16 protein-coding genes are annotated in these 15,336 nt (G+C 60.2%); 9 read left to right on the forward strand and 7 right to left on the reverse strand.

Annotated elements, in window-relative coordinates:
- Positions 1-44 precede the first annotated feature (44 nt).
- Complete coding sequence (locus KGA83_RS19480; protein WP_223530569.1) at positions 45-281, forward strand: hypothetical protein; 237 nt, start codon at positions 45-47, stop codon at positions 279-281.
- 37 nt (positions 282-318) lie between these two features.
- Here the strand turns inward: KGA83_RS19480 and KGA83_RS19485 are convergent, their stop codons facing one another.
- Positions 319-579: a hypothetical protein gene (locus KGA83_RS19485; RefSeq protein WP_115948337.1), complete on the reverse strand. Its 261-nt coding sequence runs from the start codon at positions 577-579 to the stop codon at positions 319-321.
- Between the two features lie 321 nt (positions 580-900).
- On the opposite strand from KGA83_RS19485, the gene KGA83_RS19490 reads away from it, so the two are divergent.
- Together KGA83_RS19490 and KGA83_RS19495 are read left to right on the forward strand one after the other, a co-directional pair.
- Complete coding sequence (locus tag KGA83_RS19490) at positions 901-1,965, forward strand: hypothetical protein (RefSeq protein ID WP_115948336.1); 1,065 nt, start codon at positions 901-903, stop codon at positions 1,963-1,965.
- 16 nt (positions 1,966-1,981) lie between these two features.
- The gene (locus KGA83_RS19495; RefSeq protein WP_108216019.1) at positions 1,982-2,335 is read left to right on the forward strand and encodes a DUF1428 domain-containing protein; all 354 of its coding nucleotides are present in this window, start codon (positions 1,982-1,984) and stop codon (positions 2,333-2,335) included.
- 14 nt (positions 2,336-2,349) lie between these two features.
- On the opposite strand, the gene KGA83_RS19500 is transcribed toward KGA83_RS19495, so the two are convergent.
- Positions 2,350-2,544, reverse strand: a complete 195-nt coding sequence (locus KGA83_RS19500; protein ID WP_108216018.1) for a hypothetical protein — start codon at positions 2,542-2,544, stop codon at positions 2,350-2,352.
- A 122-nt stretch (positions 2,545-2,666) separates the two neighbouring features.
- Here KGA83_RS19500 and thpR point away from each other — a divergent pair, with 122 nt between their 5' ends.
- Complete coding sequence (thpR, locus tag KGA83_RS19505; protein WP_115948335.1) at positions 2,667-3,209, forward strand: RNA 2',3'-cyclic phosphodiesterase; 543 nt, start codon at positions 2,667-2,669, stop codon at positions 3,207-3,209.
- Between the two features lie 141 nt (positions 3,210-3,350).
- On the opposite strand, the gene KGA83_RS19510 is transcribed toward thpR, so the two are convergent.
- The 5 genes from KGA83_RS19510 to KGA83_RS19530 form a co-directional block, all read right to left on the reverse strand.
- Positions 3,351-4,448 (reverse strand): polyamine ABC transporter substrate-binding protein, encoded by a 1,098-nt coding sequence (locus KGA83_RS19510; RefSeq protein WP_108216016.1) that lies wholly within the window; start codon positions 4,446-4,448, stop codon positions 3,351-3,353.
- Positions 4,449-4,619: 171 nt separating this feature from the next.
- Positions 4,620-5,504: an ABC transporter permease subunit gene (locus tag KGA83_RS19515; RefSeq protein ID WP_115948334.1), complete on the reverse strand. Its 885-nt coding sequence runs from the start codon at positions 5,502-5,504 to the stop codon at positions 4,620-4,622.
- Positions 5,501-6,415 (reverse strand): ABC transporter permease subunit, encoded by a 915-nt coding sequence (locus tag KGA83_RS19520; protein ID WP_108216014.1) that lies wholly within the window; start codon positions 6,413-6,415, stop codon positions 5,501-5,503. Before KGA83_RS19520 ends, KGA83_RS19515 begins: the two co-directional genes overlap by 4 nt.
- Entirely contained in the window at positions 6,412-7,554 is a 1,143-nt protein-coding gene (potA, locus tag KGA83_RS19525) for a polyamine ABC transporter ATP-binding protein (RefSeq protein ID WP_223530570.1), read from the reverse strand. The genes KGA83_RS19520 and potA overlap by 4 nt, the downstream gene beginning before the upstream one ends.
- 352 nt (positions 7,555-7,906) lie before the next feature.
- Positions 7,907-8,668, reverse strand: coding sequence for a gamma-glutamyl-gamma-aminobutyrate hydrolase family protein (locus KGA83_RS19530; RefSeq protein WP_108216012.1), 762 nt, complete (start codon positions 8,666-8,668; stop codon positions 7,907-7,909).
- A 284-nt stretch (positions 8,669-8,952) separates the two neighbouring features.
- Here KGA83_RS19530 and KGA83_RS19535 point away from each other — a divergent pair, with 284 nt between their 5' ends.
- The 5 genes from KGA83_RS19535 (at position 8,953) to KGA83_RS19555 (ending at position 15,092) form a co-directional block, all read left to right on the forward strand.
- On the forward strand, positions 8,953-10,329 hold the full coding sequence (locus tag KGA83_RS19535; protein ID WP_108216011.1) for a glutamine synthetase family protein: 1,377 nt from the start codon (positions 8,953-8,955) through the stop codon (positions 10,327-10,329).
- 218 nt (positions 10,330-10,547) lie between these two features.
- Positions 10,548-12,038, forward strand: coding sequence for an aldehyde dehydrogenase (locus KGA83_RS19540; RefSeq protein ID WP_223530572.1), 1,491 nt, complete (start codon positions 10,548-10,550; stop codon positions 12,036-12,038).
- 51 nt (positions 12,039-12,089) lie between these two features.
- Entirely contained in the window at positions 12,090-13,388 is a 1,299-nt protein-coding gene (locus KGA83_RS19545; RefSeq protein WP_115948331.1) for an NAD(P)/FAD-dependent oxidoreductase, read from the forward strand.
- Between the two features lie 401 nt (positions 13,389-13,789).
- The gene (locus KGA83_RS19550; RefSeq protein ID WP_108216007.1) at positions 13,790-14,338 is read left to right on the forward strand and encodes a cupin domain-containing protein; all 549 of its coding nucleotides are present in this window, start codon (positions 13,790-13,792) and stop codon (positions 14,336-14,338) included.
- Positions 14,339-14,642: 304 nt separating this feature from the next.
- Entirely contained in the window at positions 14,643-15,092 is a 450-nt protein-coding gene (locus KGA83_RS19555; RefSeq protein WP_108216006.1) for an anti-virulence regulator CigR family protein, read from the forward strand.
- The last annotated feature ends 244 nt before the right edge of the window (positions 15,093-15,336 follow it).

Below are 15,336 nucleotides of genomic sequence, written 5' to 3' on the forward strand. Positions count from 1 at the left end.
CATGGCCAGTAGGGTTTGAATTCAGTCAGGGGAGCAATGCAGTCATGACCGAGCGCCATCTGGAGCACAAGGAAACGCTATCGAACGGATGCAACATCAAAGTCACAGCCGAGATATTGAAAGACGGTTCGTTGGGCATGTTCATTGGTGTCTATCGGCCGGACGGCACGGCCATCAATGAAAACCATGACCCACGGCCGCACATGCTCGACATGGAAGCGGCGATGGATTGGGGGATCGATATTGCCAAGGGGATTGGCAATAGCCAGCGAACGTTGTGAGCGGTTGCCGTCCGTGCCCGGCGTCCGGCGGTCGCTGTCAGAACCCGAACGAACGGGCCGAGCCTTTGACCAGCTCGACATCCAGCAGATGCCCGACCAGCACGTCATTCAAAAAACGGAACTGATCATTGAGCCCGACCACTTCGTTGCTGAAGTGATGACCGGCTGCCGGGATCAGCAACGCCTCGAACTTCTCGTCGAACAGCAGAGTCAACTCTTTACGCGACTCGTATTTCTGCGCGTAGAAATTGTTGCCGAACACTGGAAAACGCACGGCGAGGGTGACGATGTGAATCATGATGTTTGCTCCTCGCTCAAGACGTACCAGGAAAATACGCTCAAAGTGAAAGCCGTCAGAGCCAGGCAGGTCAGCAGATGGATCAGCATGATGTCCCCCTCCGATTCGGGGTTTCGTGTTGGCTTGGAATCGATCCTACGCTGACGGCCATCAAACGGAAGGCAATCGCGGCGATGGTGAATATCGATGCAAGTGATGGCGGTTTTTTTCGCTGTTGATGCAGGCCCTTTCGCGGGCTCCGGGACATCGCCACCTATACTTAAACCGAAAGTTTCGCGTGTCGGGCATTTCGCCCGGTGCCAACTCCAGGAAGCCGCCATCTTGAACCTGCGTTCGCTGATCATTGCCGTGCTGGTGGTGTTGGCGGGGTGTGCCACGCCTGTGCGCGCGCCGGTGGAAGTGGCGCCGGTCATCGTTCCTGCCAGCACCTGGCAAGAAGTGGACCGGGAGATCGTCACCGCGTCGCAGGCGGCCACCGAGCAGACCAGAATCTACGCCCGCGGCGCCATGGATTACTGGCGCACACGGGTCTATGAATTGACCGAACAGAATTTCATTCCGTGGTTCAGCAGTTACTGGACCCAGGAATGGCTGTCGATGAAGGTCAGCTGGTACACCATCAGCGCCAAGGGTGAGCAGGACGCCGTGGAAAAACGCCTGGCGGCGTACCTGCTCGAAGCCTATCAGGAGAAGGTCCTGGCCCCGGCGGCCGTGGAAATCGATCCCGATGCGATTCTCGGCCTGGCAGCGGCGTTCTATGTCGACATCCTCAAGGAAGAGCTGCAGAAAATCTCCGACCGCCACGGCGTGCCGATGGCCCAGCTCAACGGGCGCATCCAGAAAGTCCCGGCCATCGCCCTTGGGCCTCCGCCGACGAGGGACGCCTCGTTGTACCAGGTCGTGCACACCGAACCGCTGAACTCCTTGCCGGCTTTCGCTGCGCTGATCGACAAAGTCCATAAGGCCGGTGGCGACAAGGGGGTGGGCTCGACCGACACCGCGATGGCGCCGGTGGCCAGGCGCGCCAGCCGGCGGATGGAAGCCGAGATGGCCCCGCGCGGGGCCGCCAGCGCCGTGGCCGCAGCGACCGGGAAACTGGCCGGTGGCTTGATCACGCTAGGGGTGGCTGGCATTCGCGCATTCATCCAGGCCTTTGACCGGCCCGATAGCGAGGCGCTGATTCGCCGTAGCCTGGGCAATACCTTCGACAAGGCCTGGACCAAACTGGTGCAGAGCCCGACCAGCGGCGTCATGGCCGGCACGCTTTACATGGCGGCGCAGATCGAAGGCAACCTGGGCGGCAGCGCACAACCGCCGGTCGGTTTGAGCGCCGGCACTGTCGATCGGACGCCGGCGCAACCGACTAACCTGCAGCACACCCCATGACCCAAGGAGAAAACGCATGTCGTACGTCGATGGATTTATCGCTGCCGTACCCACCGCCAACCGTGAGCAATACATCATGCACGCCAAAGTCGCCGCCTTGGTCTTCAAGGAAAATGGTGCCTTGAGCGTGGTCGAATGCTGGGGCGAGGATGTCCCGGAAGGCAAGGTCACCTCGTTTCCAATGTCGGTGAAGCTCAAGGAAGGCGAAACCGTTGCCTTTGGCTGGATCATCTGGCCTGACAAGGCCACCCGCAATGCCGGAATGGGCAGGATGATGCAGGACCCGCGCATGAAACCGGACGTCAATCCAATGCCCTTCGATGGCCAGCGCATGGTCTACGGCGGGTTCGAAGTGCTCCTCCAGGCCTGACGCTGCACGCGGGATCACTCCGGCGTCGGGGTGATCCTGCAACTCTTGCGCTGGCGGATCTCGTCGTCCGTCGGCCGCTCGTGGATGAACTCGAAGCGCGGCTCACCTTCGTTGTAATGCACCAGCCAGCCCCATTCCAGCTTGAGTTCATCCTGACCTGGCTCGGGCGGTGTAGCCCACCATGGCTCTTTGCTGATGATCTGTCGCATGGCCCCCTCCGTTTTTTCGGGATGGTAGAACTATAACGCGCCTGCCCCACGGCGCCAGAAATGCGCTGGCCGGAACGCGGGTGTTGAGTACACTCAGGCAGTCTTCCCACGAGGTGCCCGGCATGAACGACGAAACCCGCGAGCCGTTCAAACGCCTGTTCTTTGCGCTGAGCTGCGCCCCGGCCCTGCGCCGGGAGATCGCCCAGTGGCGCAGTGCGCTGCAACTGCGCAACGGACGGCCGGTGCCGGCGGAAAACTTTCACCTGACGCTGAAGTTTTTGGGGGCGGTGGGTGTGGCGCAGATCGCCGAGCTCTGCACCGCTGCGGCGTCCATCCGCACACCGGGCGAGCGCTTGACGGTGGTGCTGGATCGGCTGGACGTGTGGCGCAGGGCAGGGGCGCTGGTGCTCGCGCCGCAACAGGCGCCCCCGGCATTGCTGCGCCTGGTGTATGCCCTGGAACAGGCGATGTTGCCGTTCGGGCTGGAGGAAGCACCCAGGGAATATCGTCCGCACCTGACCCTGGCACGACAGTATCGGGCGCCGGTGCCGGAGTCCACAACCGCACCGGAATTCTTCCTGCGTGCCGACCGATTCACCCTGTTCGAATCCCACAAGGGCCGTTATCGGGCGCTGGCCGAATGGCCGCTGATCGATCCCCAATAAAAAAGGCGCCCGAGGGCGCCAAACTTCACCTGAACCGAGAGAGCCAGGTGAGGCCGTTCTACTGCAGGAGAGGCAGCGGTGGTAAGGCGCTGCATGAACGGAAAGGGTTGAACCCCCACATTAAGTCGGTGGAGTTCTGGATTACTGGCCCAACTTCACCTTGGTCCAGCCACGGGTCATGATCCGCTGGATGGCAATCGGCTGGTCCGGCACGGCATAGAGCGTGGCCATCACCGCTTCCGGCGGGTAGGAGCCCGGATCGTTGCGGATGGCTTCATCCACCAACGGCGTGGCCGCCGCATTGGCGTTGCTGTAGCCGATGTTGTTGGTGACGTCGGCGATCACGTCGGGGCGCATCAGGAAGTTCATGAACAGGTAAGCGTTCTCGACGTTGGCGGCATCGCGGGGGATGGCGAGCATGTCGTAGAAACTGGCGGCGCCTTCTTTCGGGATGCTGTAGTCGATCTTCACCTTGTCCCCGGCTTCCTGGGCGCGGGCCTTGGCCTGCAGCACGTCGCCTGAGTAACCGACGGCCACGCAGATGTTGCCGTTGGCCAGGTCCGAGATGTATTTCGACGAATGGAAGTACGCCACGTTCGGGCGAATCTTCATGAACAGCGCCTGGGCTTGGGCGATGTGCTGTTTGTCCTGATCGTTCACCGGGTAGCCCAGGTAGTGCAGGGCGGTCGGGATCATTTCAGTCGGTGAATCGAGGAAGCTGATGCCGCAGGCTTTGAGCTTCTCGGCGTTTTCCGGTTTGAACAGCAGGTCCCAGGAGTTGGTCGGGGCGTTGGCGCCGAGCACTTCCTTGACCTTCTGCGGGTTGAAGCCGATGCCGATCGAGCCCCACATGTACGGGATGGCGTGGGCGTTATCGGGATCGCTCGCCGAAGCGTTCTTCAGCAGCACCGGGTTGAGGTTTTTCCAGTTCGCAAGCTTCGACTTGTCCAGTTCCTGATAGACGCCGGCCTTGATCTGCTTGGCCAGGAAACTGTTGGACGGCACGACGATATCGTAGCCGGATTTACCCGCCAGCAGGCGTGCCTCAAGGGTTTCATTACTGTCGAAGACATCGTAGGTCACCTGGATGCCGGTCTCGTCTTCGAACTTCCTGACGGTGTCCGGGCCAATGTAATCCGACCAGTTGTAGACGCGCAGAACCTTGTCATTGGCCTGGGCAACCGTAGCGATTGCGCCCAATAAGGACAGTGTCAGCAGAGTCCTGCCAAACATTTTCATCGGTACAACTCCATTTCTTTTTTATTCAAAATCACATAGCAAACATTTGTGGCGAGAGCGCTCCTTTGTAGGAGCGAGCTTGCTCGCGATGGACCTGAGGGCGACGCGCTCATCCAGACAACACGCGTTATCGTTAACGTCCATCGCGAGCTCGCTCCTACAGGGGCGGCACTAGGCAGTCGCTTCTGCCATTTGCTTTTTAGGTTGTTGCCAGGATTCGCTGGCGGTCTGGTCCATGGCTTCCTGGATCGCGCGCTTGCGGCTTTCTTCGGCACGGCGGCTGAAGAGCCAGACCATGAAGGTCACGATCGACACCGCCAACAGGATCAGGCTGGCCACGGCGTTGATCTCGGGCTTCACCCCCAGACGCACCGCCGAGAACACTTCCATCGGCAGGGTCGTGGAACCCGGGCCCGACACGAAGCTCGCCAGCACCAGGTCATCCAGCGACAGGGCGAAGGACATCATGCCGCCCGCTGCCAGCGATGGCGCAATCATCGGGATGGTGATCAGGAAAAACACCTTGAGCGGCTTCGCCCCCAGGTCCATGGCCGCCTCTTCGATGGACAGGTCCAGCTCGCGCAAACGCGCCGAGACCACCACCGCCACATAGGCCGCGCAGAACGTGGTGTGGGCGATCCAGATGGTGACGATGCCGCGCTCCTGCGGCCAGCCGATCAACTGCGCCATGGCCACGAACAGCAGCAACAGCGACAGACCGGTGATTACCTCAGGCATGACCAGTGGTGCGGTGACCAGGCCACCGAACAGCGTGCGGCCCTTGAAGCGCGTAACGCGCGTCAAGACGAACGCCGCCAGGGTGCCCAGTGCGACTGCCGCGACGGCGGTGTAGCAGGCGATTTCCAGCGAGCGCACCACCGAGCCCATCAGTTGCGAGTTGTCGAGCAGGCCGGCGTACCACTTGATCGACCAGCCGCCCCACACCGTCACCAGTTTGGAGGCGTTGAACGAGTAGATCACCAGGATCAGCATCGGCAGGTAGATAAACGACAGGCCGAAAATCAGCATGAACTTTGAAAATCCGAAGCGTTTCATCCCCGTGCCTCCATCTCTTTGGCCTGGCTGCGGTTGAACAGCAGAATCGGCACAATCAGGATCAACAGCATCACCACCGCCAGGGCAGACGCCACCGGCCAGTCGCGGTTGTTGAAGAACTCTTGCCACAACACACGGCCGATCATCAGGGTTTCCGGGCCGCCCAGCAGTTCCGGAATCACGAACTCACCGACCACCGGAATGAACACCAGCATGCAGCCTGCGATGATGCCGTTTTTGGCCAGCGGCACGGTGATTTTCCAGAAGTTGTTGAAGTTGCTCGAACCCAGGTCCGACGCTGCTTCCAGCAGACTGCCATCGTGCTTCACCAGGTTGGCGTACAGCGGCAGCACCATGAACGGCAGGTAGGCGTAAACGACCCCGATGTAGACGGCGGTGTTGGTGTTGAGGATCTCGATCGGCGCCGAGGTCAGCCCGGTCCACATCAAGAATGCGTTGAGCAAACCGTTGTTGCTGAGGATGCCCATCCACGCGTAAACGCGGATCAGGATCGCGGTCCAGGTCGGCATCATGATCAACAGCAGCAGGACGTTTTGCGATTCCTTGCTGGCCTTGGTGATCGCGTAGGCCATCGGGAAACCGATCACCAGGCACATCATCGTGCTGAGCAACGCGACTTTCAACGAGCCGAGGTACGCCGAGATGTACAGTTCGTCCTGGGTCAGCAGGCTGTAGTTACCGAGGTTCAACAGCAGCTGAAATTTCTGCTCGGCGAAGGTGTAGATCTCCGAGTACGGCGGAATGGCCAGCGCTGCTTCCGAGAAGCTGATTTTCATCACCAGGAAGAACGGCAGCATGAAGAACAGGAACAGCCAGATGAATGGAATCCCTATGACGAACTTGCGCCCGCTGGGGACCAGTCTCAGAAATTGCTGATTGAAGGTTTTCATGCGCGCAGTACCACGCCGCTGTCGTCTTCCCACCACACGTAGACCTGATCGTCCCAGGTCGGACGCGCGCCACGGCGTTCGGCGTTGGCCATGAACGACTGCACGATCTTGCCGCCAGGCAGCTCGACGTAGAACACCGAGTGGCCACCGAGGTAGGCAATGTCATGCACCTTGCCGCTGGACCAGTTGTAGCGGTGCTCGGGCTTGACGGTGCTGACCAGCAGTTTTTCCGGACGGATCGCGTAGGTGATCGACTTGTCCTGCACCGAGGTGCTGACGCCGTGGCCGACGTAGATTTTCTGTTCCAGGTCCGGGCTGTGGATGATCGCGTGACCTTCCAGGTCCTCGACCACGGTGCCGTCGAAGGCGTTCACGTTGCCGATGAATTCGCAGACCATGCGGCTGACCGGTGCTTCATAGATGTCGACCGGGCTGCCGATCTGGGCGATCCAGCCCAGGTGCATGATCGCGATGCGCTCGGCCATGGTCATGGCCTCTTCCTGGTCGTGGGTCACCATCACGCAAGTCACGCCGACGCGCTCGATGATTTCCACCAGCTCCAGTTGCATCTGCGAACGCAGCTTCTTGTCCAGTGCGCCCATCGGTTCGTCGAGCAGCAGCAGCTTCGGACGCTTGGCCAGGGAACGGGCCAGGGCCACGCGCTGACGCTGGCCGCCGGACAGTTGATGCGGCTTGCGCTTGGCGTACTGGGTCATGTGCACCAGGCGCAGCATCTCCTGCACGCGGGCTTCGATTTCGGCTGCTGGCAAACGGTCCTGCTTGAGGCCGAAGGCGATGTTCTGCGCCACCGTCATGTGCGGGAACAGCGCGTAGGACTGGAACATCATGTTGATCGGTCGTTCGTACGGCGGCATGTCGGTGATGTCGACACCGTCGAGCAGAATCCGGCCTTCGGTCGGTCGCTCGAAACCGGCGAGCATGCGCAGCAGGGTCGATTTGCCGGAGCCGGAACCACCGAGCAGGGCAAAGATTTCACCCTGATGGATTTCCAGGGACACGTCGTCCACCGCGGTGGTTTCGTCGAATTTCTTGGTGACGCGATCGACTTTCACCAACACCTTTTTCGGTGCCTGGTGACCTTCAAGAGCCTTCCTGTAGATGCTGGAGGCGTTTGCCATGTGAAACTCCCAACAGGTTTCAGTCGCCCGGCCAACACGGCCCGGCTTAATAGTGGATTGCAAACCCGTGAAGCCGGTCCGCGCTGATCCCTTGTAGGAGCGAGCCTGCTCGCGATGGTCGCCAACGATGACGCTGGCAGTCTGAATGCCCGCGGTGTCCGGACATCCATCGCGAGCTGGCTCGCTCCTACAGGGAATTGCGTTTCCCACCCCGGGTTTATTCGGCGCCGCCATCCTGGCTGCCTGGTCGTACTTGTTGTTATCGCGGTGTGTTGTTTTCGCGAGCGGGGCACGCAAAAGCGCCTGCCCGCTCGCGTTGGGCAGTCAATCGTTGAATGTGGGTATCAGGTCGTCAGCTCGAGTGACGCAGTGCCGCCCGTTGCCGACAGGCTTCGCCGAACGCCTGGAAAATACTCAAGTAAGGAGGGTTATCCAGCACTTGCCATTCCGGGTGCCATTGCACGCCGAGGGCGAAGGCCTTGCTGTGTTCGACCGAGATCGCCTCGATCAGGCCATCGGGCGCGACGGCTTCGGCGCGCAGGCCGGGAGCGAGTCGGTCGATGCCCTGGCTGTGAATCGAATTGACCTGGAACACCGCAGGCAGGTCCAGCGCTTCGAACACGCCACCGGGCTGCACATTCACCCCATGGGCCGGCGCGTATTGCACGGCCAGGTCCGGATGGTCGGCCTCGCGATGGTCGAGGAAACCCGGGAGCTCATGGACCTTCTGATGCAGGCTGCCACCGAACGCCACGTTCATTTCCTGGAAGCCACGGCAGATGCCGAGCACCGGAACGCCAGCTGCAATAGCGGCGCGGATCAGGGGAAGGGTGGTGGCATCCCGCGCCGGATCATGATCCGTGCCGGGGGCGCTGTCGGGGCCTTGATAGTGGAAGGGTTCCACGTTCGATGGCGAGCCGGTCAGCAACAGACCGTCGAGCTGCGGCAGCAGATCTTCGATTTCGGTCAGGTCGCCTAAGGAAGGAATAACGACAGGCAGCCCCAGCGCCGCAACGCTGACAGCACGCAAGTACTTGTCGCCGCTGATGTGGTAGGGGTGCAGGCCAATCTGTTTGACGCACGCAGTAACGCCGATCAATGGCTTGAGTGCCATTTTTATCACCTCGAAGTTTCACACTTGAACGAGCTTTTCCGGAGCTTAGCCTTGTTGATTTTAATTAACAACTCTCATGTAAAAAATTCTAAACGCCGCGCATCCGATCCTCAGGGTTTACGCGTGTTTGAGGGCGTATATGGCACTCTCGTCCTTCTGAGAGGCCCGAAAATAAACGCTGAAAGGCCAGGTGTTCGCTATTGACTTCACTTTGTCGTTCGGGTTGACTGGGCTCGTGAAAGGGTAGTGAACATAATAATTAACAGCTAAAAAATAGGTGCATCATGTCGGTCCCTCTGCGTGCCGTTCAACTCAACGAAGCAAACGCATTCCTTAAGAAATATCCTGAGGTTTTGTACGTCGACCTTCTGATTGCGGATATGAACGGTGTGGTGCGCGGCAAGCGCATCGAGCGCACCAGTCTTCATAAGGTTTACGAAAAAGGCATTAACCTGCCGGCGTCTCTGTTTGCTCTGGACATCAACGGTTCTACGGTGGAAAGCACCGGCCTGGGCCTGGACATCGGCGACTCAGACCGAATCTGTTTCCCAATCCCCGGCACTCTCAGCATCGAGCCTTGGCAGAAGCGCCCGACTGCGCAACTGCTGATGACCATGCACGAACTCGAGGGCCAGCCATTCTTCGCCGACCCGCGTGAAGTGCTGGCCAATATCGTGCGCAAGTTCGACGACATGGGCCTGACCATCTGCGCCGCGTTCGAACTGGAGTTCTACCTGATCGACCAGGACAACGTGAACGGTCGTCCGCAATCGCCACGTTCGCCGGTGTCCGGCAAGCGTCCGATGTCGACCCAGGTGTACCTGATCGACGACCTCGACGAATACGTCGATTGCCTGCAAGACATCCTCGAAGGTGCGAAAGAGCAGGGCATCCCGGCTGACGCCATCGTCAAGGAAAGCGCCCCGGCGCAGTTCGAAGTCAACCTGCATCACGTGGCCGACCCGATCAAGGCGTGCGACTACGCGGTCCTGCTCAAGCGTCTGGTGAAGAACATCGCCTACGACCACGAGATGGACACCACCTTTATGGCCAAGCCGTATCCGGGCCAGGCGGGCAACGGTCTGCACGTGCACATTTCGATTCTCGATAAAGAAGGCAACAACATCTTTGCCAGCGAGGATCCCGAGCAGAACGCCGCGCTGCGTCACGCGATCGGCGGTGTGCTCGAGACCCTGCCGGCGCAGATGGCCTTCCTTTGCCCGAACGTCAACTCGTACCGTCGTTTCGGCGCACAGTTCTACGTGCCGAACTCGCCGAGCTGGGGCATCGACAACCGTACCGTGGCTGTGCGTGTACCGACCGGCTCGCCAGACTCGGTGCGCATCGAACACCGCGTAGCGGGCGCCGATGCCAACCCTTACCTGCTGATGGCGTCGGTCCTGGCCGGTGTTCATCACGGCCTGACCAACCAGATCGAACCGGGCGCCCCGGTGGAAGGCAACAGCTACGAGCAAAACGAGCAGAGCCTGCCGAACAACCTGCGCGATGCACTGCGCGAGCTGGATGACAGCGAAGTCATGGCCAGGTACATCGACCCGCTGTACATCGACGTGTTCGTGGCGTGCAAGGAAAGCGAGCTGGCCGAGTTCGAGAACTCCATCTCGGACCTTGAGTACAACTGGTACTTGCATACGGTCTGATTGGCAGCTGCCCGCCACACCCTTGATGGCGGGTGACTACCCCTGTAGGAGCGAGCTTGCTCGCGAAAAACCCGATGGCGCCGAGGTGATTCAGGTTTCCCGCGTGATCATTGACTTCCTTCGCGAGCAAGCTCGCTCCTACAGGGATCGGGTTTCAAATGTTTGATTGAGGGCATTCAGCCCGACGATCACCTATTCCCCTGCGTCGAGTCACAACCATGACAAACACTCGCAGCGACTGGGAGCAACGCTTCCAGTCCCTCTCTATCGAAGGTCGCGCATTCATTGACGGCCAATACTGCGCGGCCGCCAGTGGCGCCACGTTCGAATGCATCAGCCCCGTGGACGGTCGTTTCCTGGCGAACGTCGCCAGCACCGACGAAGCCGACGCCAATGCAGCAGTCGCCGTCGCACGCCGTACCTTCGAATCCGGCGTGTGGGCCAACCTGGCCCCGGCCGAGCGCAAGCGCATCCTGATCCGCTTCGCTGATCTGATCCTGGCGAACCAGGAAGAACTGGCCCTGCTCGAAACCCTCGACATGGGCAAGCCGATCAGCGATTCGATGAGCATCGACATTCCGGCGACCGCCAACGCGATCCGCTGGACCGCCGAAGCCATCGACAAGATCTACGATGAAGTCGCCGCCACGCCCCACGATCAATTGGGTCTGGTGACGCGCGAAGCGGTCGGCGTGGTCGCGGCCATCGTGCCTTGGAACTTCCCGCTGATCATGGCCAGCTGGAAATTCGCCCCGGCCCTGGCGATGGGCAACTCGTTCATCCTCAAGCCTTCGGAAAAATCCCCGCTGACCGCGATCCGCATCGCCCAGTTGGCGCTGGACGCCGGCATCCCGAAAGGCGTGTTCAACGTCCTGCCGGGCTACGGCCACACCGTCGGCAAGGCGCTGGCGCTGCACATGGACGTCGACGTGCTGGCCTTCACCGGCTCCACGGCGATTGCCAAGCAACTGATGATCTACGCCGGACAAAGCAACATGAAACGCGTCTGGGCCGAAGCGGGGGGCAAGAGCCCGAACGTGGTGTTTGCCGACGCGCCGGACTTGCGCGCGGCAGCACAGGCAGCGGCCAGTGGCATCGCCTTCAACCAGGGTGAGGTCTGCACCGCCGGTTCTCGCCTGCTGGTGGAGCGCTCGATTCGTGAGCAGTTCATCCCGCTGCTGGTCGAGGCGCTGCAAGCCTGGAAACCGGGGCATGCGCTGGACCTTGCAACAACGGTCGGCGCGGTGGTCGATCAGCGTCAGCTGGAAAACGTATTGCGCTACATCGAAGTCGGCAAGCAGCAGGGCGGTCAACTGATCGCCGGCGGCAGCCGTACCCTCGAGGACTCCGGTGGCCTGTATCTGGAACCGGCGATTTTCGACGGTGTGACCAACGCCATGACCATCGCCCGGGAAGAAATCTTCGGCCCGGTGCTGTCGGTCATCACCTTCGACACCTTCGATGAAGCCCTGGCGATTGCCAACGACAGCATCTTCGGCCTGGCCGCCGGCGTGTGGACCAGCAACCTGAGCAAGGCCCACACCTTCGCCCGCGGCCTGCGTGCCGGCAGCGTCTGGGTCAACCAGTACGACGGTGGCGACATGACCGCGCCGTTCGGCGGGTTCAAGCAGTCGGGTAACGGTCGGGACAAATCGCTGCACGCGTTCGACAAGTACACCGAACTCAAGGCGACCTGGATCAAGCTCTGATAACAATAAAGCGACGGTCGCCGGCTCTGTCGGCGGCCATCGGAGAAATGTATGAAACAAGACTCTTTTAACCAACAGCATGTAAACAGCTACTACGCCGCCACCCGCAACTTCACCGGTGATTTTCCGGTGCTGGAAGGGGCGGTGGACTGCGACGTCTGCGTGATCGGCGCCGGCTACACCGGCCTGTCCTCGGCCCTGTTCCTCGCTGAAGCGGGCTACAGCGTGACCGTGCTCGAAGCGGCGAAAGTCGGCTTCGGCGCCAGCGGTCGCAACGGCGGGCAACTGGTCAACTCCTACAGCCGCGACGTCGATGTCATCGAAGAGCGTTATGGCGACAAGACTGCTGAAATCCTCGGCAGCATGATTTTCGAAGGCGCCGACATCATTCGTCAGCGCATACAGCACTACGACATCCAGTGCGATTACCGTCCCGGCGGTATCTTCGCGGCGATGAACAAGAAGCAACTCAAGGGCCTGGCCGAGCAGAAGAAGAGCTGGGAACGCTACGGCAACAAGAACCTGAAAATGCTCGACGCGGCCGACATCAAGCGCGAAGTCGGCTCCGACGCCTACGTCGGTGGCCTGCTGGACATGCAGGGCGGCCATATTCACCCGCTGAACCTGGCTCTCGGCGAAGCCTCGGCGATCATTGGTCTGGGCGGCAAGATCTACGAGCAATCGGCGGCGGTGGAAATCACCTACGGCGAGCCCATCACCGTGCGCACTGCCAAAGGCGTGGTGAAGGCCAAGTACCTGCTGATCGCCGGCAACGCCTACTTGCCGCAGGGCCTCGACAACCGCGTGACCAGCAAGAGCATGCCGTGCGGTTCGCAGATCGTCGTCACCGAGCCGTTGTCGGAAAAGCAGGCCCGCAGCCTGATCAAGAACAACTACTGCGTCGAAGACTGCAACTACCTGCTCGACTACTACCGCCTGACCGCGGACAACCGCCTGCTGTACGGCGGTGGCGTGGTCTACGGTGCGCGCGAGCCGGACGACATCGAACAACTGATCCGCCCGAAAATCCTCAAGACCTTCCCGCAATTGAAGGACGTGAGGATCGACTACCGCTGGACCGGCAACTTCCTGCTGACCATGTCGCGCATGCCGCAATTCGGTCGTATCGAGAAGAACGCCTATTACATGCAGGGCTATAGCGGTCACGGCGTTACCTGCTCGCACCTGGCCGGCAAACTGATCTCGGAAATGATCCGTGGCGACGCCGAGCGTTTCGACGCGTTTGCATCCTTGCCGCACATGCCGATGATCGGCGGGCGCACCTTCTCGGCGCCGTTGACCGCCCTCGGCGCCGTGTACTACTCGCTGCGCGACCGTTTCGGCATCTAAGCCTTACCTCGCCGGCGGCTTCCAGAAACAGGAGTTGCCGGTTTTTTATCCGATACACCGCAGTCCACTTGTGGGAGCGAGCCTGCTCGCGAAGAGGCCATATCAGCCAAAATCGATGTCGCCTGACACACCGCTTTCGCGAGCAGGCTCGCTCCCACAGGTCGTTTTTTTCTGCCGTTTATCGAACCTGCTGAGCATTACGAACAAACGTGATTTAATAGCCGCCTTTCACGTTTCCGGGACCGGAAAACGGCGTGATCCGCGCCTGCACTCCACCCATCCATTATCCCTGTAGGAGCGAGCTTGCTCGCGAAAGCGTTGGTTCAGTCGACATCAATGTTGAAGGTCAGATCGCAATCGCGAGCAAGCTCGCTCCTACAGGTTTGGCACATAAGGCTGTCATGGACACGGGCTCACGACTCAAACTAGTACGCGAAAGCTACAAAATGTCCCAGCGCGAGCTGGCCCGGCGTAGCGGCGTCACCAATGCAACCATCTCCCTGATCGAACAGAATCGGGTCAGTCCTTCCGTCAGCTCGCTGAAGAAATTGCTGGAGGGCATCCCCATGTCCCTGGCCGACTTCTTTACCTTCGATCAGCCACCGCGCGAACACCAGTACGTCTTCCGCGCCAACGAACAGCCCGACCTTGGCCGCCATGGCCTGCGCCTGCTGCTGATCGGTGCGTCCGTGCCGAGCCGGCAGATGCGCTTGCTGCGCGAGCAATACGCACCGGGCGCCAGTTCCGGGGAAGAGCCGATCGTGCATTCCGAAGGCGAGGAGTGTGGGTTGGTGACCCGTGGCACGGTGGAATTGACCGTGGATGGCCAGGTGAGCGTGCTGAACGCCGGGGATGGTTACTACTTCCCGACGACGTTGCCGCACAAGTTTCGCAATATCGGGGCGGATGAGGCGGAGATTATCAGTGCCAACACGCCCGCCAACTTCTGATGTGAAGGCAGCCGGTCAACTGGCGCAATACCTGTGGACGAGCCTGCAAACCCCTTGACCGAACAGGTCCTCGAAAAAAGCGGCCTGCAGGACGCCAAATGGCCCCTGCGGGTAAATTCCTTCGCGATTTCGCACGCCCGGATTAATAGGCAACGTCTACGGTAAAGTTGGCGATTGGTCGGACGTGAAACCAAGCTTCGACCGGATAAGCGTAGACGCTTCAGTGTTCGGTGACTCGATTGAACCAACTTCGCCAATAGCGTCTAAATTTCAGGGAATATTCCCCACCGCGAAGGAATGAATCATGTTCAGGACTCGATCATTGATTGCAGCTGTTACCTGTTTGACTCTGGTCTGCGGCTCGGTGACGGCGCTGGCTGATCCCGGTAACGGCCAGGGTAACGGGAAGGTCAACCATGGCAACCAGGGCGGTCATGGCAACAAGAACAAGAGTTCCGGCGGTGGTGAGGACTGGAGCAATGGCCCGAGCATAAACCGTGGCAGCGTGCTCGAGATCATTGGCGTGAATACGGGCTACTGGAGCCCCGGGCCTGATTTGCCACCGGGTATTCAAAAGAACCTCGCCCGAGGCAAACCGCTTCCACCCGGCATTGCGAAAAAACTGGATGGCCGACTGGCCGGCAGGCTGCCCCACTATGATGGCTACGAATGGCAGCAAGTCGGCACGGACCTGATCCTGGTTGCGCTGGCCACCGGGCTTGTCTATGAAATTCTCGACGGTGCGTTTGATTAACCTGTGGAAGGTAGTCTTCCCGCTGTTTCAAGGTGCTCCAGCCATCTGTCGTGGTATTTGAACTGTTGGAGGGATATCGCGTCATACGTCACGCGATATCAACCACCTATGGAAGCCATCATGCTTTTAAAAAACAAGAGTCTCGTTGCTGTAATGTCATGCGCCATGATGCTTGCAGCCGCCCCGTTACTCCCTGATAGCCTGTCGATCATGGGTTCCGCATACGCGAAGGACGGCGGTGGCG

This window comes from Pseudomonas sp. GL-R-19 (assembly GCF_019956375.1).
GTDB lineage: Bacteria > Pseudomonadota > Gammaproteobacteria > Pseudomonadales > Pseudomonadaceae > Aquipseudomonas.